Below are 19,281 nucleotides of genomic sequence, written 5' to 3' on the forward strand. Positions count from 1 at the left end.
GGTCGCTGCGCTCCTGCCCGCCGGACTGATCCCCGGGTCGCTGCGCTCCTGCCCGCCGGACTGATCCCCGGGTCGCTGCGCTCCTGCCCGCCGGAGCCCGAGATATGGATTCGGGCGCTGACCACGTCAGACCATAGGATGGACCCTCGTGACACCCGCCGACCTCGCCGAGCTGCTCAAGAACACCGCCGCCGCGGTGCTCGCCGAGCGTGACCTGGATATCGCCGCCCTGCCAGCGACCGTGACCGTCGAGCGTCCGCGCAACCCTGAGCACGGTGATTACGCGACCAACGTGGCACTTCAGCTGGCCAAGAAGGTCGGCGTCAACCCTCGTGAGCTGGCCGGCTGGCTGGCCGCCGCCCTGTCCGAGGCCGACGGCATCTCCGCGGCCGAGGTCGCAGGCCCCGGCTTCGTGAATCTGCGTATCGAGGCCTCGGCGCAGGGCGTCATCGTGAGCAACGTGCTCGCCGCGGGAGCGAGCTACGGCAATTCCACCGCGCTCAACGGCACCAACATCAACCTGGAGTTCGTGTCGGCCAACCCGACCGGCCCGATCCACATCGGCGGCACCCGCTGGGCCGCGGTTGGTGACGCCCTGGGCCGGCTGTTGAGCACCCAGGGTGCCGCGGTCACCCGGGAGTACTACTTCAACGACCACGGCGCCCAGATCGACCGGTTCACCAACTCCCTGATCGCCGCGGCGAACGGCGAGCCCGCGCCCGAAGACGGCTATGCCGGCGACTACATCAAGGACATTGCCGACCAGGTGCTGGCCAAGGCCCCCGACGCGCTGAGTCAGACCGGTGACGAGCAGAAGGAGACCTTCCGCTCCATCGGCGTGGACCTGATGTTCAACCACATCAAGGAATCGCTGCACGAGTTCGGCACGGACTTCGACGTCTACACCCACGAAGACTCGATGCACACCAGCGGGCGAGTCGATCAGGCCATCGCCAAGCTGCGCCAGACCGGCAACATTTACGAGAAGGACGGCGCAACCTGGTTGCGCACAACGGAATTCGGCGACGACAAAGACCGGGTCGTCATCAAGAGTGACGGTCAGCCCGCGTACATCGCCGGCGACCTGGCCTACTACCTGGACAAGCGCCAGCGCGGATTCGACCTCTGCATCTACATGCTGGGCGCCGACCACCACGGGTACATCGCTCGGCTCAAGGCCGCCGCCGCCGCCCTCGGCGACGACCCCGACACCGTCGAGGTACTGATCGGGCAGATGGTCAACCTGGTTCGCGACGGCCAGCCGGTCCGGATGAGCAAGCGCGCCGGAACCGTCATCACCCTCGACGATCTGGTCGAGGCCATCGGCGTTGACGCGGCCCGCTACTCGCTGACCCGCTCCTCGGTGGACACCCCGATCGACATCGACTTGCAGCTGTGGTCGTCGGCGTCCAGCGAAAACCCGGTCTACTACGTGCAATACGCGCACGCGCGGTTGTCGGCTCTGGCCCGCAACGCCGCCGACCTGGGGCTGACCCCCGACACCGCCCACCTGGAGCTGCTCACCCACGACAAAGAGGGCGCGCTGATCCGCAATCTCGGTGAGTTCGGCCGGGTGCTCAAGGCCGGCGCCTCGTTGCGCGAGCCGCACCGGGTGTGCCGCTACCTCGAAGACCTTGCCGGCGACTACCACCGGTTCTATGACTCGTGCCGGGTGCTGCCCATGGGCGATGAAGAGCCAGGCGATCTGCATCGTGCGCGGCTGGCCTTGTGTGCGGCCACGCGTCAGGTGATCGCCAACGGTCTGAACATCCTCGGCGTGTCCGCACCGGAGCGGATGTGAACGCTCATCCCGCGGGCCCGCGCCATGCCGACGAGATCCATCACGGCGGTGCCCCGCAGCAACCGCAGACCGCCGCTGATGCGCTGGCGCTCGCGCCGAATGTGTGGCCACGCAACCTTGTTCGTGGTGACGACGGCGAAGTCTCGATCGCGGGCGTGGCGGTGACCGAGCTGGCCGCCGAGTACGGCACGCCGCTGTTCGTCATCGACGAGGACGATTTCCGCAGTCGGTGCCGCGAGATCGCAGCCGCGTTCGGCGGCGGACACAACGTGCACTATGCGGGTAAAGCATTCCTGTGCAGTGAGATTGCCCGCTGGGTAGACCAGGAGGGCCTGTCGCTGGACGTCGCCAGCGGCGGAGAACTCGCCGTCGCTCTGCACGCCGGGTTCCCGGCCGAGCGAATTGCCTTCCACGGCAACAACAAATCTGTCGACGAGCTGACGACCGCGGTCAAGGTGGGTGTCGGACACATCGTGCTGGACTCGATCACCGAGATCGATCGTCTCGACACGATCGCCGGCGAGGCCGGTGTGGTCCAGGACGTGTTGCTCCGGGTCACCGTCGGGGTCGAGGCGCATACCCACGAGTTCATCGCGACCGCCCACGAGGACCAGAAGTTCGGCCTGTCGCTGGCCAGCGGCGCGGCCATGGATGCGGTGCGCCGGGTATTCGCCGCCGATCACCTGCGCCTGGTGGGACTGCACAGCCACATCGGCTCGCAGATCTTCGACGTGGCGGGTTTCGAGCTGGCCGCCCACCGGGTCATCGGTCTGCTGCGCGACGTGGTCGCCGAGTTCGGGGTCGACAAGACCGCGCAGATGGCGGTGGTCGACCTTGGTGGGGGACTGGGCATTTCCTATCTGCCCCAGGATGATCCGCCGCCGATCCACGATCTCGCCGGAAAGCTCGACGCGATCGTGCGCAGTGAGTCGGCAGCTGTCGGGCTGCCCGCGCCCCGCCTGGTCGTCGAGCCCGGCCGGGCGATCGCCGGGCCGGGCACGGTGACGCTGTATCAGGTCGGCACGGTCAAGGACGTCGCGATCGGATCGGGCGCCTCGCGCTGCTACGTCAGTGTCGACGGCGGGATGAGCGACAACATCCGCCCGGCCCTCTACGGTGCCGAGTATGACGTCCGGCTGGTGTCCCGGGTTTCCGAGTCCGCGCCGACGCTGGCCCGGATCGTCGGAAAGCATTGCGAGAGTGGTGACATCGTCGTCCGAGACACCTGGGTGCCCGAGGACGTCACACCTGGTGACCTGCTGGCGGTGGCCGCGACCGGTGCCTACTGCTATTCGATGTCCAGTCGATACAACCTGATCGGCCGTCCCGCAGTGGTGGCCGTGCGCGACGGGCGGGCTCGCCTGATCCTGCGCCGGGAGACCGTCGACGATCTGCTGAGTCTGGAAGTGAGGTAAGAACCGATGGCGGAAAAAGCAATAGGCGTAGCGGTATTGGGCCTGGGTAACGTCGGCAGTGAGGTTGTCCGGATCATCGAGGAGAGCGCGCCGGACCTGGCCGCCCGTATCGGTGCACCGCTGGAACTGCGTGGCGTGGCGGTGCGCCGGGTCTCCGATGACCGCGGCCTGCCGGTGGAGTTGCTCACCGACAACGTCGAGGAACTGGTCTCCCGCGACGACGTGGACCTCGTCGTCGAGGTGATGGGTCCCGTGGAACCCGCGCGCAAGGCGATCCTGACCGCGCTCGAGGGCGGCAAGTCGGTGGTGACCGCCAACAAGGCGCTGCTGGCCCAGTCCACCGGCGAGTTGGCCCAGGCCGCCGAACGGGCCCACGTGGACTTGTATTTCGAGGCCGCGGTGGCCGGCGCGATCCCGGTGATCCGGCCGTTGACGCAGTCGTTGGCCGGCGACACCGTGCTGCGGGTGGCGGGCATCGTCAACGGCACCACGAACTACATCTTGTCCGAAATGTCCTCCACCGGAGCTGATTACAGTTCCGCCCTGGCCGATGCGAGCGCTCTGGGATACGCAGAGGCCGACCCGACCGCCGACGTCGAGGGTTACGACGCGGCAGCCAAGGCCGCGATCCTGGCGTCGATCGCGTTCCATACCCGCGTCACCGCCGACGACGTCTACCGCGAGGGCATCACCAAGATCACCCCGGAAGACTTCGAGTCGGCCAAAGCCCTGGGATGCACCATCAAGCTGCTGTCGATCTGCGAGCGGGTCACCGGAAGCGATGGACAGCAACGGGTTTCCGCTCGGGTCTACCCGGCGCTGGTGCCGCTGAGTCACCCGCTGGCCAACGTCAACGGTGCGTTCAACGCCGTCGTCGTCGAGGCCGAGGCCGCCGGACGGTTGATGTTCTACGGTCAGGGCGCCGGCGGTGCGCCGACGGCCTCGGCGGTGATGGGCGATCTGGTGATGGCCGCGCGCAACCGGGTCCAGGGCGGCCGCGGTCCGCGCGAATCCAAGTACGCGCAGCTGCCGATCGCGCCGATGGGCATCATCCAGACCCGGTACTACGTCAGCATGACCGTCACCGACCGCCCCGGCGTGTTGTCTTCGGTCGCGGCCGAATTCGCCAAGCGCGAGGTCAGCATCGCCGAGGTGCGACAGGAAAGCATGGCCGACGAGGGTGCCCGCATCGTGGTGGTCACCCACCGGGCCACGGACGCGGCGTTGTCCGAAACCGTTGCCGCACTGGCCGATCACGACGCTGTCCAGGAAGTCAACAGCGTGCTGCGTCTGGAGGGAACCAGCGAATGAGCTCAATCAAGGCATCTCCCGTACACACCCCGTGGCGCGGACTGATCGAGGCCTACCGCGACCGGCTGCCGGTCGGCGCGGACTGGACCCCGGTGACCCTCCTCGAGGGTGGCACCCCGCTCATCAGCGCTCCGCGGCTATCTGAAAAGACCGGCTGCACAGTTCATTTGAAGGTCGAGGGTCTCAACCCCACCGGCTCCTTCAAAGACCGCGGGATGACCATGGCGGTGACCGACGCCGTCGCACGCGGCCAGAAGGCCGTGTTGTGCGCCTCGACCGGCAACACCTCTGCGTCAGCGGCCGCCTACGCCGCTCGGGCCGGCATCACCTGCGCGGTACTGATCCCGCAGGGCAAGATCGCCATGGGCAAGCTGGCGCAGGCAGTCATGCACGGCGCCAAGATCATTCAGATCGACGGCAACTTCGACGACTGCCTGGAGCTGGCCCGCAAGCTCACCAACGACTACCAGACCATCGCGCTGGTCAACAGCGTGAACCCGGTGCGCATCGAAGGGCAGAAGACCGCGGCGTTCGAGATCGTCGACGCGCTGGGCGTCGCGCCCGACGTGCACTCACTGCCGGTCGGCAACGCAGGCAACATCACCGCGTACTGGAAGGGCTACCGCGAATACCACCGCGACGGCCTGACCGAGCGGCTGCCCCGCATGCTCGGCACGCAGGCCGCCGGCGCGGCGCCACTGGTGTCGGGTCATCCGGTCACCAACCCCGAGACCATCGCCACCGCGATCCGGATCGGCTCGCCGGCGTCCTGGGACGGTGCCGTGACGGCCCAGCAGGAGTCCGGCGGCCGCTTCCTGGCGGCCACCGACGAGGAGATCCTGGCCGCATATCACCTGGTAGCCCAGTTGGAAGGTGTGTTCGTCGAGCCCGCGTCGGCCGCCAGCATCGCCGGTCTGCTGAAGTCGGTCGAGGACGGCTGGGTCAAGCCCGGCTCCTCGGTGGTGTGCACCGTGACCGGCAATGGTCTGAAGGATCCGGACACCGCACTGCGCGGCATGCCAGAAGTGAAACCGTTGCCGGTTGACCCTGGCGCCGTCGTCGCCGAGCTGGGCCTGGTCTGAGAGACGCACCCCGGTGACTGTGAAACTGCCTGCCGGCCTGACCTCCCACGCCACCGTCGCGGCGTCCAGCGCCAACCTCGGCCCTGGCTTCGACAGCCTTGGCCTGGCGCTGGGGCTTTACGACGAGATCGTGGTCGAGACCACCGACGCCGGATTGATCATCGAGGTGGAGGGCGAAGGGGCCGGCCAGGTGCCGCAGACCGCCGAGCACCTGGTGGTCCGAGCTCTGCACCGGGGCCTGACGGCCGGTGGTGTCGGCGTCCCGGGGCTGCTTGTGCGGTGCCGCAATGCGATTCCGCACTCGCGGGGTCTCGGCTCGTCCGCCGCGGCCGTTGTCGGAGGGTTGGCAGCCGCGAATGGCCTTCTGGCACAAGCGGATTTGGAGCCGCTGACGGACGCGCAGTTGATCCAGCTGTCGTCGGAGTTCGAAGGTCATCCCGACAACGCGTCGGCTGCGGTGCTCGGTGGGGCCGTGGTGTCGTGGACCGACACCCGCACGACACCCGCGACGTATGCGGCCGCTCCGCTGCGACTGCACCCGGACATCCGGCTGTTTCCGGGAATCCCGCAGGTCCGGTCGTCGACCGCGGAGACCCGGGTGCTGCTGCCTGATCACGTCAGCCACGTCGATGCCCGCTTCAACCTGAGCCGGGCAGCGTTGCTGGTAGTCGCACTCACGGAGCGGCCGGACTTGCTGATGGCGGCCACCGACGACGTTCTGCACCAGCCGCAACGCGGCCCGGCCATGCCGGCCTCGGCGGAATACCTGCAGGTGTTGCGGCGTTGTGGTGTCCCAGCGGTGCTTTCCGGTGCTGGTCCGTCGGTCTTGGCCCTCACAACCAGCGCGGAACTGCCGGCCGAGGCCGTCGAGTTCGGCACCGCGATGGGATTCACCGTCAGCGAGATGAGCGTCGGCGAAGCAGTTCGCTGGAGCTCGGGCGTCGCAGTCCGCGGTTGAGTTGCGCACACGCCGGGGGTCATTTCTTGCTTTCCGGCGGTAAAGGGGGATATCCTCGGTGCCGTCCCGGCAATCGCAGCGACTGTTCCTGCGCCGACACTAGGACGACCACCAATTTCTCTTGTGTTCAACTCATGGACTGACGGTTCGCCATATCTCCATGGCCGCGAATCCCGGCGATCACCGTTGACACAGACGATGGTGAGACTTCGCATTCAGCGAATCGGCTGAGTGCCAGAACCCCTCGCCCCGATGAAACGGCGGGGGAAGAAAGGAAATCCGTGACCGATACGGACCTGATCACGGCTGCAGAACGCGCCCCGCAGACGGAGGCGCCCGCCGTGACCGCAGAATCCCCCTCGGCGCCTGATTCTCGGCCGGACACCTCCTCGCAGACCGCCCCCCGTGGGGACGCCGGCGCGAGCGGCTCGCTCTCGACGATGGTTTTGCCCGAACTTCGTGCCCTGGCCAGCCGAGTTGGCGTCAAGGGAACCTCCGGAATGCGCAAGAGCGATCTCATCGCCGCCATCAAGGAGCACCAGAACGGCGGCAACGGGACCGCCTCGCGCAGTGCCGACACTGCCGAGAAGGCGCCTGCCGCCCAGCCCGCCGAGGCTCGTGACGACGCAGAGAAGACCGGCGACACCAACCCCGCCGCAACCAATGGCGGCGAGCCGCGTCGCCGTGAGCGGCGTACCGCGAGCCGTGAGGCCGGCGCCACCGGCTCCGACGCCGCAGAGCAGCCGAAATCTCAGGACAACCGGCCCGAGCAGGGCGAGAAGAAGTCCGAGAACAAGGCCGACAACCGCGATTCGGGTGACCAGTCCGGCGGCCAGCAGAACCAGAACCGTGGCGACAACCAGAACCGTGGCGACAACCAGAACCGCGGTGACAACCAGAACCGCGGTGACAACCAGAACCGCGGTGACAACCAGAACCGTGGCGACAACCAGAACCGCGGTGACAACCAGAACCGCGATGACGACGACGACCGGCAGGGTCGTCGCGGCCGCCGGTTCCGTGACCGCCGCCGCCGCGGTGAGCGGCAGGGCGGCGAAGGCGGCGGCGGCAACGAGGCCGAACTGCGCGAAGACGACGTCGTCCAGCCGGTCGCCGGCATCCTCGATGTGCTGGACAACTACGCGTTCGTCCGCACCTCGGGCTACCTGGCCGGTCCCAACGACGTCTACGTCTCGATGAACATGGTCCGCAAGAACGGCCTGCGCCGCGGCGACGCCGTCACCGGTGCGGTCCGGGTGGCCAAGGAAGGCGAGCAGAACAACCAGCGGCAGAAGTTCAACCCGCTGGTCCGCCTGGACAGTGTCAACGGCGGACCGGTCGAGGCGGCCAAGAACCGGCCCGACTTCACCAAGATGACGCCGCTCTACCCGAACCAGCGGCTGCGCCTGGAGACCACCAGCGACCGGCTGACCACTCGCGTGATCGACCTGATCATGCCGATCGGTAAGGGCCAGCGGGCCCTGATCGTGTCACCGCCCAAGGCCGGTAAGACCACGATCATGCAGGACATCGCGAACGCGATCACCCGCAACAACCCCGAGTGCCATCTGATGGTGGTGCTGGTCGACGAGCGTCCCGAAGAAGTCACCGACATGCAGCGCTCGGTCAAGGGTGAGGTCATCGCCTCGACCTTCGACCGGCCGCCGTCAGACCACACCCAGGCCGCCGAGCTGGCCATCGAGCGGGCCAAGCGCCTGGTCGAGCAGGGTAAGGACGTCGTCGTGCTGCTCGACTCGATCACCCGCCTGGGCCGCGCCTACAACAACGCCTCGCCGGCGTCCGGGCGCATCCTGTCCGGTGGTGTGGACTCGACCGCGCTGTATCCGCCCAAGCGGTTCCTGGGCGCGGCCCGCAACATCGAGCACGGTGGCTCTCTGACGATCATCGCGACGGCCATGGTGGAGACCGGTTCGACCGGTGACACCGTGATCTTCGAGGAGTTCAAGGGCACTGGCAACGCCGAGCTCAAGCTCGATCGCAAGATCGCCGAACGCCGGGTGTTCCCGGCGGTGGACGTCAATCCGTCGGGCACCCGCAAGGACGAGCTGCTGCTCAGCCCCGACGAGTTCGCGGTCGTGCACAAGCTGCGGCGCGTGCTGTCCGGACTGGACTCGCATCAGGCCATCGACCTGCTGATGAGCCAGCTGCGCAAGACCAAGAACAACTACGAGTTCCTGGTTCAGGTGTCCAAGAACACGCCCGGCGGCAATGCCGGCAGCATGGACGTCGACTAGTCCGAACCAGCGCCGAACTAGCTGTACTGACCACGGACGTTAAGTACGGCGTGGCGTAGTGACATGACGAAGACCTCCGAGTGAAGTGCGAGCTGCTTAAGGAACGCACCAACTCACTCCGGAGGTCTTCATGGTCCACCGTAATGCCCCCTTGTCCGAAACCGGTCGTCTGCGGCTGGCACGTTGCGTTGTCGAGGATGGCTGGACGCTGCGACGGGCGGCCGAGCGGTTCCAGGTTGCGGTCACTACCGCTGCGCGCTGGGCCCGCCGCTACCGCGAACTAGGCGAAGCCGGCATGGCCGACCGCAGCTCACGCCCACATCACAGCCCTAATCAAACCCCCACACGCACCGAGCGGCGCATCATTAAAGTCCGAGTACTTCGACGTTGGGGACCGGCTCGCATTGCTTATCTGCTGGGACTGAATGTCTCGACTGTCCACAACGTGTTGAGGCGCTACGGCCTAGCCAAGCTGCGGTGGCTGGACCGGCCCACCGGGCGAGTTATCCGGCGGATGGAGTCAGCCAGCCCCGGCGACCTGGTGCATGTCGATGTCAAGAAGGTAGGCAAGATCCCGGCTGGCGGCGGATGGCGCATGTTGGGCCGCAGCGCAGGAAATCATCACTCCCGCAAGGACAGAAGCATAGGAACTGGCAGCGACCGTTCCGGGCGGCGTGGTTATCACTTCTTGCACACCGCCATCGACGCTCACTCCCGGCTGGCCTACTCCGAACTGCTAATCGACGAACGCAAAGACACAGCTGCTGACTTCTGGCAAAGGGCTAACGAATGGTTCAACGCATGCGGCTTCACCGTACGGAAAGTGTTGACAGACAACGGCTCCTGTTACCGATCCCACTCATTCCGAGATGCACTCGGGCAGATCGAACATCGTCGAACCAAACCCTATCGACCCCAGACGAACGGCAAGGTGGAGCGATTCCACCGAACCCTTGCCGATGAATGGGCATATGCGCGGCTCTACACCAGCGACGCCGAACGGTGCGCGGAGTTCCCTCGCTGGCTGCATACCTACAATCACCATCGCGGCCACACCGCACTCGGCGGCCAACCACCCGCCACCCGCGTACCTAACCTCTCAGGTCAGTACAACTAGCTCTGCCTCAGCGCGTCCATACCGGGCGCCAGCAGACCGTCGAGTGCCGACCACGGCACCGTGATCGTCGGTGTGCCGTGGAAGAACTGGTAGTCGGCGAAGTGGATCTCCAACCCCGCAGGCGTCGGAATCCAGTTGGCGAAGTTCGCTTCGGTCGGCGCGTTGCCCGGTTCGTCGGGCATCGGGGTCGGCCCGACCCCGCTGACTGCGGGTAGTAGCGCCTTCGTCTGTTCGGAGAGCTTGTTCAGCCCGGCTTGCTTGTCGGTGAACAGGTCGCCCAGCGTGATCGGCTTTGCGCTGCGCGCGTCGATCACCACTGTGCTGACGAAGCTGCTCGGATGCGCCGACGGCGTGTGCACGTACAGGCCGCTGATCAGTTCCGACACCGATGCGCCGCCGAAGTAGATCTGCGGCTGGGTCTCGAACGTCCAGGTGCCGTCCGGATCGGCGTCGCGTTTGACCGGTTCGAGCTGTCCGGCGGCGGAGGCGTGCACCGCGCTGTTGAAGGCGCCGGCCACCCGCGGATCGCCACCGGTGATGGTGTCGACGACGAGAGTCCATCTGCCCTTGCCGTCGGTGGTGGCGTCCCCGGCGGTGGACCGGGTGACCGAGTAGGTCTGCTTGTTGGCGACGCCCTTGGTGGGCGCTTCGGTCGTCGGCGACGCGGTGGCGGATCCCGACGCGCTGACGGCCGCTGTGGTGGCCGTCGTCTTCGCCGACGTGCTTGTCGAACCCCCGCATGCGGTGAGACCGACGGCCAAAGCTGCAACCAAGACCGCCCCCCGGCGGCTGCGTGTGCCCATGCCTGACATTGTGTCAGGCGGTCAGCCGGTGCGGCGCATAGATCATCATTGCGCTTGGCGCACAATGGTTTTCAGCAACACTCACTCTGCTGGGGGCGCCATGCGAAGCCCGGGGAGCACGTAGCGCCGCATGAAGCGCAGCACCGCGGCGTGGTCGTCGGGGTCGATCGTCTCACCGGGAACGGTGCCGAGGGTGATCTGTACCCGGGCCACCCACTCGGCTGCCTCGTCGAGGTCGGTGTCGGCGTGGATCTCGCCGCCGTCGCGCGCCGCCTCCAGGTATGGCCGCCAGAACCGGCCGAGATCGGGCACCAGGCCTTGCACGCCGGCGCCGGCGCAGGCCGCGAACTCTTCGGGTTCATCGCGTCGCAGCTGCATCACGAGCGCGCCGGGGGAGTCGTACGCGCTGCGGCCCAGTCGCACCCCGACGGCCAATCGATCCTCGAAGGTGTCGAGTCCGTCGAGCACTTGGTGCGATTCGGCCCAGAACGCGTTGTTGAGGCGCACGATCGCCGCACCCAGCAGCGAGGCCTTGTCGGGGTAGTGCCGGTAGAGCCAGCCGCGGGAGACCCCCGCGGCCTCCGCAACCTCTGAGACCGTGGTCGCCCGGATGCCCTTGGCGCGCAGGCAGGATTCGGCGGCGTCTACCAGCCGCTCCTGGACGGACTTCTGTCGGCTGTCGGCGTCGGCGCTGGCAGTCACCTGGGTGGCCCTCCTTGTCTCGACCCGACAGTCCCGATACGGACATCCTTTCAAACGGGACGCGGCAACCGTCCCGCACACCGGTAGACAGATTTGGCATTCTGTTTACCCTGCGCTTCTATTGTGACCTAAGGCACCCTGGAAAGCCGGGGGATGCCGAAGTTGGCCCAGGAGGGGAGATCCGTGGCTGAGACCGTCCAGCAGCTGCTTCGTGAGCGCCTCGACGACACCACCCCGGCGGTGAAGTTCGGCGAGCAGGTGTGGACCTGGCGCGAACACCTCGACGAGGCGGCCCGCCAGGCGGCGGGTCTGATCGCGATCGCCGACCCGGATCGGCCGCTGCACGTCGGAACGCTGCTGGGCAACACTCCCGCGATGCTGACCGCCATGGCGGCGGCCGGCCTCGGCGGGTACGTGCTGTGCGGGGTGAACAACACTCGCCGCGGCGCGGCGCTCGCCCGCGACATCGTCAAGGCCGACTGCCAGATCCTGCTCACCGATTCGGCGCACCGCGAGCTGCTCGAGGGGCTGGAGCTGCCCGGCGTCCGCGTGTTCGACGTCGACTCCGCCGAATGGTCGGCGCTGCTGGCCGGCGCCGGGGAGCTGACACCGCACCGGGAAGTCGCCGCGACCGACACGTTCATGCTGATCTTCACCTCGGGCACCAGCGGTGAGCCCAAGGCGGTGCAGGTCGCGCACATGATGGTGCCGTTCGCCGGCGTCGCGTTGGCCGACCGGTTCGGGATTACCGCCGACGACGTCTGCTACCTGTCGATGCCGCTGTTCCATTCGAACGCATTGATGGCCGGCTGGGCGGTGGCGCTCAACGCCGGTGCGGCGATGGCCCCGGCCGCGTTCTCGGCGTCCGGGCTGCTGGCCGACCTGCGACGGTACGGCGCCACCTACATGAACTACGTCGGCAAGCCGCTGGCCTATGTCTTGGCCACGCCGGAGCAGCCCGACGACCACGACAATCCGCTGCGGGTCGCCTTCGGCAACGAGGCCACCGACCGCGACATCGCCGAGTTCGGCCGCCGCTTCGGATGTGCGGTGTGGGACGGGTTCGGCTCCACCGAGGGCGCGGTCATCATCACCCGCGAGGACGACTGCCCACCCGGTTCGGTCGGGCGCGGCTTTCCCGGCGTGGCCATCTACGACCCCGAGACCCGGCAGGAATGCGCGACGGCGGTGTTCGACGAGACCGGCGCGCTGGCCAACGCCGACGAGGCGGTGGGGGAGATCGTCAACACCACCGGCGGCGGCATGTTCGGCGGGTACTACAACGACGGCAACGCCACCGACGAACGCCTGCGTCACGGCATGTACTGGTCCGGTGACCTCGGCTACCGCGACGCCGACGGCTGGATCTACCTGGCCGGCCGCACCGCGGACTGGATGCGCGTCGACGGCGAGAACATGGCCGCCGCCCCTATCGAGCGGATCATCCTGCGGTTGCCGCAGGTCAGCCAGGTGGCGGTGTACCCGGTGCCGGACGAGCATGTGGGCGATCAGGTGATGGCGGCGATCGTGCTCGCCGACCACGCCGAACTGACCCCGGCCGAGCTCGAGGAGTTCCTGGCACAGCAGTCGGACCTGTCGCCCAAGTCGTGGCCTAGGTATGTCTGGATCGCCGACAAGCTACCGGCCACCGCCACCAACAAGGTGCTCAAGCGAGAGCTGATCACCCAGGGGACCAAGCCCCGCAAGGGTGTGGTCTGGGCTCGCGCGGCGCGGTCGAGGAGCTACGCCATCGCCTGAGGAATAGGCCGAGGCAACCGCGCGTTTGGGCTGGTGACGGTCAACCTGGCATACTGGATCGTCGACCACCTCAGGTACCGGTTCACGCTCGAATTGCCAGGAAAACACTCGGGCGACCCGGCGACCATCGAATGCAGAGGACACCATGAAAACTGGGATTCATCCCGCCTACTCCGAGACCACCGTGGTCTGCGGTTGTGGCAACTCCTTCACCACTCGCAGCACCAAGGACGGCGGACACATCACCGTCGAGGTGTGCTCGCAGTGCCACCCGTTCTACACCGGCAAGCAGAAGATCCTCGACAGCGGCGGCCGCGTCGCCCGCTTCGAGAAGCGCTACGGCAAGCGCAAGACCGGCGAGACCGCCGACAAGTAGCTGCTTTACCGACGCCCGCTCTGCTGCCCTGCGCGCAGGCCGGGCGTCGGTTTGCGTTCGGGGCCGGTTGACGACAGGAGGAAGCGATCATGACGCACGCGACGGTTGAGGCCGTGCTGACCGAACACGCTGACCTCGAGCGTCAGATGTCCGATCCGGCACTGCACGCCGACGCCGGCAATGCCCGCCGGGTGGGCCGCCGCTTCGCCCAGCTGGCCCCGATCGTCACCACCTACCGCAGGCTGGAGACCGCGCGCGGCGACCTCGAGGCCGCCCGCGAGCTGGCCGCTGAGGATGCCTCGTTCGCCGCCGAGGTGCCTGAACTCGAGGCCAGGGTCGCCGAGCTGGACGCCCATCTGACCGATCTGCTGGCACCGCGCGATCCGCACGACCCCGACGACATCGTCCTCGAGGTGAAATCCGGTGAGGGCGGCGAGGAGTCGGCGCTGTTCGCCGCCGATCTGGCGCGCATGTACATCCGGTACGCCGAGCGGCACGGCTGGACGGTCACGATGCTCGACGAGACGTGGTCGGATCTCGGCGGCTACAAGGACGCGACGCTGTCGATCCGCAGCAAGGGCGACTCGGCGGATGGCGTGTGGTCGCGGATGAAATTCGAGGGCGGTGTGCACCGGGTGCAGCGGGTGCCGGTCACCGAATCGCAGGGCCGCGTCCACACCTCGGCTGCGGGTGTCCTCGTCTATCCCGAGCCCGAAGACGTCGAGGCTGTCCAAATCGACGAGTCCGACCTGCGGATCGATGTGTATCGCAGCTCCGGTAAGGGCGGCCAGGGCGTCAACACCACCGACTCGGCGGTCCGCATCACCCATCTGCCGACTGGCATCGTCGTCACCTGCCAGAACGAACGCTCGCAGCTGCAGAACAAGGCCCGCGCGATGGTGGTGCTCGCCGCGCGCCTGCAGGCGCTGGCCGAGGAGCAGGCGTCGGCCGACGCGTCGGCGGACCGGGCCAGCCAGATCCGCACGGTTGACCGCAGTGAGCGAATCCGGACCTACAACTTCCCCGAGAACCGCATCGCCGATCACCGGATCAACTTCAAGGCGCACAACCTCGATCAGGTGCTCGACGGCGAGCTCGACCCGCTTCTCGATGCCCTTGCCGAGGCGGACAAGCAGACCCGGCTTCAGCAGGCATGACGACCAGGCTGCGGCAGGCCATCGCCGTGGCCACCGCTGCGCTCGCCCGGGCGGGCATCGACTCGGCGCGCATCGACGCTGAGCTGTTGGCGGCCCATCTGGCCGGTATCGATCGTGGCCGGCTGGCCACCATCGACGAGCCCGATGCCGACTTCTTCCGCCGCTACGACGACATCATCAATGCCCGGTGCACCCGCGTCCCGGTGCAGCACCTGACCGGCTCGGCGCCGTTCGGCCCGCTGGAACTGACGGTCGGTCCCGGCGTGTTCATCCCGCGCCCGGAGACCGAGGCGCTGCTGGAATGGGCGCTGGCGCAACGCTTGCCCGCTCAGCCGGTGATCGTCGATCTGTGCACCGGATCCGGTGCGCTGGCGATCGCGCTGGCCACTGCGTGGCCGCAGGCGCGGGTCATCGCCGTCGACGACGACCCCACCGCGCTGGGTTACGCCCGCCGCAACGCCGAGTCGACCGCTGTCGAATTGGTGCAGGCCGACGTGACCGTCGCAGGGCTGCTCCCAGAGTTGCGCGGTAGCGTCGACCTTGTGGTGTCCAACCCGCCGTACATCCCCGTGGGAGCAGAGCTGGAACCCGAAGTGGCCGACCACGACCCGGCGCACGCGTTGTTCGGCGGCGACGACGGGATGGCCGTGATCGGGCCGATCGCGCGCCTGGCCGGCTGCTGGCTCAAGCCTGGCGGGCTCTTCGCCGTCGAGCACGATGACACCACGTCGCAGCTGACTGTCGAAACCATCAGCGCCACAGAGCTTTTCAGTGATATCACCCCCACCACGATCTAGCCGGCCGCCCGCGGTTCGTGACGGCCCGCCGGGTAAAGGAGTCAGCGTGACCCAGGTGTTCGACTGTGCCGACCCCAATCAGCGCGCCGAGGCGATCGCCGCCGCGGCGGCGGCGGTCAAGAGCAGCCGGCTGGTCGTGATGCCCACCGACACGGTGTACGGCATCGGGGCCGACGCCTTCGACAGCGGCGCCGTGTCGGCGCTGCTGGCCGCCAAGGGTCGTGGTCGCGACATGCCGGTCGGGGTTCTCGTCGGGTCCTGGCACACCATCGAAGGCCTGGTGTATTCGGTGCCGCACAGCGCCCGTGAACTGATTCGGGCGTTCTGGCCGGGTGCGCTGAGCTTGGTTGTCCAGCAGGCGCCCTCGCTGCAGTGGGACCTCGGCGACGCCCGTGGCACCGTGATGTTGCGAATGCCGCTGCATCCGGTGGCGATCGAACTGCTGCGCGAGACCGGCCCGATGGCGGTCTCCAGCGCGAACCTGTCCGGCCGGCCGGCGGCAACGACGTCGGAGGAGGCGCAGCGCCAGCTCGGTGATCTGGTCCAGGTGTATCTCGATGCCGGGCCGTCGCAGGAGCAGGCCGCCTCGACGATCGTCGACCTCACCGGGTCCACCCCGCGGCTGCTGCGCGAGGGGCCGATCAGCGCGGCCGCCATCGCCGAGGTGCTCAGCACCGACGTCGCGTCGTTGACCGCCTGAACCGCCACAGATTGGTGCAGTACGGTTTTTGCGATGGCCAGCACATCGGAATTCGTTGCGAGCACAACGCTCGCGCTGGCTGACCGTGGCGCCGGTGTTCCGTTGCGCGAGTTGGCCCTTGTCGGGCTGACCGCCGCGATCATCACCTATTTCGCCACCGGCTGGGTGCGGGTGTTCGCCACCCGGGTCGGCGCGGTGGCCTACCCGCGCGAGCGTGACGTCCACCTCAAGCCAACCCCGCGGATGGGCGGCCTGGCGATGTACGTCGGCGTCGTCGTGGCGGTCTTCCTGGCTTCGCAGTTGCCCGCGCTCACCCGCGGATTCATCTACTCCTCGGGCATGCCGGCGGTCGTGGTCGCCGGTGGGCTGATCATGGGCATCGGGCTGATCGACGACCGGTGGGGTCTGGACGCGCTGACGAAGTTCGCGGGCCAAATCACCGCGGCCAGCGTCCTGGTCACGATGGGCGTGGCGTGGAGTGTCCTGTACATCCCGCTCGGCGGGGTCGGCACCATCGTGCTGGACCAGGTGTCCTCGATCCTGCTGACGCTGGCGTTGACGGTGTCGATCGTGAATGCGATGAATTTCGTCGACGGCCTCGACGGCTTGGCGGCGGGCCTCGGGCTGATCACCGCGCTGGCGATCTGCATCTTCTCGGTCGGCCTGCTGCGCGACCATGGCGGCGATGTGCTGTTCTACCCGCCCGCGGTGATCTCGGTGGTGCTGGCGGGCGCGTGTCTGGGGTTCCTGCCGCACAACTTCTACCGCGCCAAGATCTTCATGGGTGATTCCGGCTCGATGCTCATCGGTCTGATGCTGGCCGCGGCGTCCACCACCGCGGCCGGGCCGATCTCGCAGAGCGCCTACGGCGCGCGGGATGTGTTCGCCCTGCTCTCGCCGTTCCTGTTGGTCGTCGCGGTGATGCTGGTTCCGGCGCTGGACACGCTGCTGGCCATCGTCCGCCGCACCCGTGCCGGTCGCAGCCCGCTGAGCCCGGACAAGATGCATCTGCATCACCGGCTGCTGCAGATCGGGCACTCGCATCGCCGCGCTGTGCTGCTGATCTACCTGTGGGTGGGCATCATTGCGTTCGGTGCGGCGGCGACCATCTTCTTCGACCCGCGCTACACCGGGGCGGTGATGCTGGCGGCGATCGTCGGCGCCATCGTGGTCACGTTGATCCCACTGTTGCGCCGCCGGGACGACGATTACGAGGGACTTTACGACAGTAAGTAGTAGACGTGTTTTCTGCCGTCTACCATGTGGTACGGTGCTGGCAGAACCCAGCCGAGACACAGCAAGAAACCTCGCGGGTTGCCGGCCCGGCCCATCGGATTCACGTCCGATCGGCGCCGATTTACGACCGACAAAGGGAGCTGCCCCTTGGGTGATTCCAGCGCGCCTGTCGCCCTCCGATACGCTCGGCGGACCAGGACGAAGAATCGCTTGACCGGCTCCCCAGAACGCAAGATTGAGGTGAACCTGTGACGACACCAGCGCAAGATGCGCCGTTGGTGTTTCCGTCCGTTGCCTTCCGGCCCGTTCGGCTCCTTGCGATCTGCGCTGCGCTGACCGCCCTCGCGGTGGTGCTGGCCGCGGTGGCCGGCTACGTCCTGTTCGGGGTTTTCTTCGGCGTCGGCCTGGCGCTGGGTCTGGTCAACGCCGTTCTGGTTCAGCGGTCGGTGGAGTCGATCACCGCCGGTGACCACCCGCTCAAGCGCAAGATGGCACTGAACTCCGCGACGCGGTTGCTGGTGATCACCTCGATCGGCCTGGCCATCGCGATCATCTTCCGGCCCCTGGGGCTGGGTGTGCTCTTTGGTTTGGCGCTGTTCCAAGTTCTTTTGGTTTTGAGCACCGCGTTGCCGGTGTGGAAGAAAATTCGCACGGGCGACCACGACGCCGACGTAGTTGCAAGCCCCGGAGCTGCCGGCTCCGCCGACGAAGCACCGAAGGATTGACCACGCGATGAGTGAACGCATCCTCGCCGAGGCCGCCATCGAGGTCGGCCACCACGACACCGCCACATGGCTGGGTATGACGGTCAACGTCGACACCATCCTGGCGACCGCGATCGCCGCCGTGATCGTGATCGCGCTGGCGTTCGTGCTGCGAGCCAAGGTCACCTCGACCGGCGTGCCCAGCGGCGTCCAGCTGCTGTGGGAGACGCTGACGACGCAGATGCGCGGCCAGATCGAATCCGCGATCGGCATGAAGATCGCGCCGTTCGTGCTGCCGCTCGCGGTGGCGCTGTTCATCTTCATCCTGATCGCCAACTGGATCTCGGTGCTGCCCGTGCAGTACGGCACCGCCGACGGCGGCACCCATGAGCTGCTCAAGCCGCCGGCCGCCGACATCAACTTCGTGCTGGCGCTCGCGCTGTTCGTGTTCTTCTGCTACCACGCGGCCGGCATCTGGCGCCGCGGCCTCATCGGCCACCCGGTGAAGCTGCTCAAGGGCCACGTCGCGTTCCTCGCCCCGATCAACCTCGTCGAGGAACTGGCCAAGCCGATCTCGTTGTCGCTCCGACTTTTCGGCAACATCTTCGCCGGCGGCATCATGGTCGCGCTGATCGCGCTGTTCCCGCCCTACATCATGTGGGCGCCCAACGCGATCTGGAAGACGTTCGACTTGTTCGTCGGCCTGATCCAGGCGTTCATCTTCGCGCTTCTGACGATCCTGTACTTCAGCCAGTCGATGGAACTGGAAGAAGACCACCACTAAAAGACGTGTTCGACCCCCGAACCACCCACAGCCTGGTAGGTGTCCTACCAGCAATCAAGGAGGATAAGGAATGGCAGACCCCACCATCGTCGCCGGCGCCCTGATCGGCGGCGGGCTCATCCTGGGCGGCGGTGCCATCGGCGCCGGTATCGGTGACGGCATCGCCGGCAACGCCCTGATTTCCGGCATCGCCCGGCAGCCTGAGGCCCAGGGCCGGCTGTTCACGCCGTTCTTCATCACTGTTGGTCTGGTGGAAGCGGCGTACTTCATCAACCTGGCGTTCATGGCCCTGTTCGTGTTCGCCACGCCTGGCGCTTCCTAGTCG

17 protein-coding genes and 1 pseudogene are annotated in these 19,281 nt (G+C 67.3%); 16 read left to right on the top strand and 2 right to left on the bottom strand.

Features of this window, described 5'->3' with window-relative positions:
* The first annotated feature begins 148 nt into the window (after nt 1-148).
* The 7 genes from argS (at nt 149) to D3H54_RS08400 (ending at nt 9,939) form a co-directional block, all read left to right on the top strand.
* Entirely contained in the window at nt 149-1,801 is a 1,653-nt protein-coding gene (argS, locus tag D3H54_RS08370; protein WP_149378650.1) for an arginine--tRNA ligase, read from the top strand.
* Nucleotides 1,802-1,836: 35 nt separating this feature from the next.
* Nucleotides 1,837-3,216 carry a diaminopimelate decarboxylase gene (gene lysA / locus D3H54_RS08375; RefSeq protein ID WP_210419719.1) on the top strand — a complete coding sequence of 460 codons (1,380 nt, stop codon included), beginning with the start codon at nt 1,837-1,839 and terminating at the stop codon, nt 3,214-3,216.
* Between the two features lie 6 nt (nt 3,217-3,222).
* Nucleotides 3,223-4,527, top strand: a complete 1,305-nt coding sequence (locus D3H54_RS08380) for a homoserine dehydrogenase (RefSeq protein ID WP_149378652.1) — start codon at nt 3,223-3,225, stop codon at nt 4,525-4,527.
* Complete coding sequence (gene thrC, locus D3H54_RS08385; RefSeq protein ID WP_149378653.1) at nt 4,524-5,609, top strand: threonine synthase; 1,086 nt, start codon at nt 4,524-4,526, stop codon at nt 5,607-5,609. Before D3H54_RS08380 ends, thrC begins: the two co-directional genes overlap by 4 nt.
* Nucleotides 5,610-5,622: 13 nt before the next feature.
* Nucleotides 5,623-6,567: a homoserine kinase gene (gene thrB, locus D3H54_RS08390; protein WP_149378654.1), complete on the top strand. Its 945-nt coding sequence runs from the start codon at nt 5,623-5,625 to the stop codon at nt 6,565-6,567.
* A gap of 281 nt (nt 6,568-6,848) precedes the next feature.
* Nucleotides 6,849-8,822, top strand: coding sequence for a transcription termination factor Rho (rho, locus tag D3H54_RS08395; protein WP_149378655.1), 1,974 nt, complete (start codon nt 6,849-6,851; stop codon nt 8,820-8,822).
* Nucleotides 8,823-8,952: 130 nt separating this feature from the next.
* Complete coding sequence (locus D3H54_RS08400; RefSeq protein WP_149378656.1) at nt 8,953-9,939, top strand: IS481 family transposase; 987 nt, start codon at nt 8,953-8,955, stop codon at nt 9,937-9,939.
* Here D3H54_RS08400 and D3H54_RS31130 read toward each other — a convergent pair.
* Nucleotides 9,936-10,742 (bottom strand): RsiV family protein, encoded by an 807-nt coding sequence (locus tag D3H54_RS31130; protein WP_168214815.1) that lies wholly within the window; start codon nt 10,740-10,742, stop codon nt 9,936-9,938. The two genes, D3H54_RS08400 and D3H54_RS31130, sit on opposite strands and share 4 nt — an antisense overlap.
* 81 nt (nt 10,743-10,823) lie before the next feature.
* Nucleotides 10,824-11,444, bottom strand: a complete 621-nt coding sequence (locus D3H54_RS08410) for a TetR/AcrR family transcriptional regulator (RefSeq protein WP_149378657.1) — start codon at nt 11,442-11,444, stop codon at nt 10,824-10,826.
* A 183-nt stretch (nt 11,445-11,627) separates the two neighbouring features.
* On the opposite strand from D3H54_RS08410, the gene fadD1 reads away from it, so the two are divergent.
* The 9 genes and pseudogenes from fadD1 (at nt 11,628) to D3H54_RS08455 (ending at nt 19,278) form a co-directional block, all read left to right on the top strand.
* Nucleotides 11,628-13,202 carry a fatty-acid--CoA ligase FadD1 gene (gene fadD1, locus D3H54_RS08415; protein WP_149378658.1) on the top strand — a complete coding sequence of 525 codons (1,575 nt, stop codon included), beginning with the start codon at nt 11,628-11,630 and terminating at the stop codon, nt 13,200-13,202.
* 145 nt (nt 13,203-13,347) lie between these two features.
* Nucleotides 13,348-13,578, top strand: a complete 231-nt coding sequence (gene rpmE, locus D3H54_RS08420) for a 50S ribosomal protein L31 (protein ID WP_149378659.1) — start codon at nt 13,348-13,350, stop codon at nt 13,576-13,578.
* Nucleotides 13,579-13,667: 89 nt separating this feature from the next.
* Nucleotides 13,668-14,735: a peptide chain release factor 1 gene (prfA, locus tag D3H54_RS08425; RefSeq protein ID WP_149378660.1), complete on the top strand. Its 1,068-nt coding sequence runs from the start codon at nt 13,668-13,670 to the stop codon at nt 14,733-14,735.
* A pseudogene (gene prmC, locus D3H54_RS08430) lies at nt 14,732-15,582 on the top strand (peptide chain release factor N(5)-glutamine methyltransferase). Before prfA ends, prmC begins: the two are co-directional and overlap by 4 nt.
* Nucleotides 15,579-16,232 carry an L-threonylcarbamoyladenylate synthase gene (locus D3H54_RS08435; RefSeq protein WP_149378661.1) on the top strand — a complete coding sequence of 218 codons (654 nt, stop codon included), beginning with the start codon at nt 15,579-15,581 and terminating at the stop codon, nt 16,230-16,232. The pseudogene prmC and the gene D3H54_RS08435 overlap by 4 nt, the downstream one beginning before the upstream one ends.
* Before the next feature lie 33 nt (nt 16,233-16,265).
* Nucleotides 16,266-17,468 carry a glycosyltransferase family 4 protein gene (locus D3H54_RS08440; protein ID WP_149378662.1) on the top strand — a complete coding sequence of 401 codons (1,203 nt, stop codon included), beginning with the start codon at nt 16,266-16,268 and terminating at the stop codon, nt 17,466-17,468.
* A 248-nt stretch (nt 17,469-17,716) separates the two neighbouring features.
* Complete coding sequence (locus D3H54_RS08445; protein WP_149378663.1) at nt 17,717-18,193, top strand: ATP synthase subunit I; 477 nt, start codon at nt 17,717-17,719, stop codon at nt 18,191-18,193.
* Nucleotides 18,194-18,200: 7 nt separating this feature from the next.
* On the top strand, nt 18,201-18,956 hold the full coding sequence (gene atpB, locus D3H54_RS08450) for a F0F1 ATP synthase subunit A (RefSeq protein ID WP_149378664.1): 756 nt from the start codon (nt 18,201-18,203) through the stop codon (nt 18,954-18,956).
* 70 nt (nt 18,957-19,026) lie between these two features.
* Nucleotides 19,027-19,278: a F0F1 ATP synthase subunit C gene (locus D3H54_RS08455; RefSeq protein ID WP_005148260.1), complete on the top strand. Its 252-nt coding sequence runs from the start codon at nt 19,027-19,029 to the stop codon at nt 19,276-19,278.
* The last annotated feature ends 3 nt before the right edge of the window (nt 19,279-19,281 follow it).

Origin of the sequence: Mycobacterium sp. ELW1 (genome assembly GCF_008329905.1) — a bacterium.
Classification (GTDB): domain Bacteria; phylum Actinomycetota; class Actinomycetes; order Mycobacteriales; family Mycobacteriaceae; genus Mycobacterium.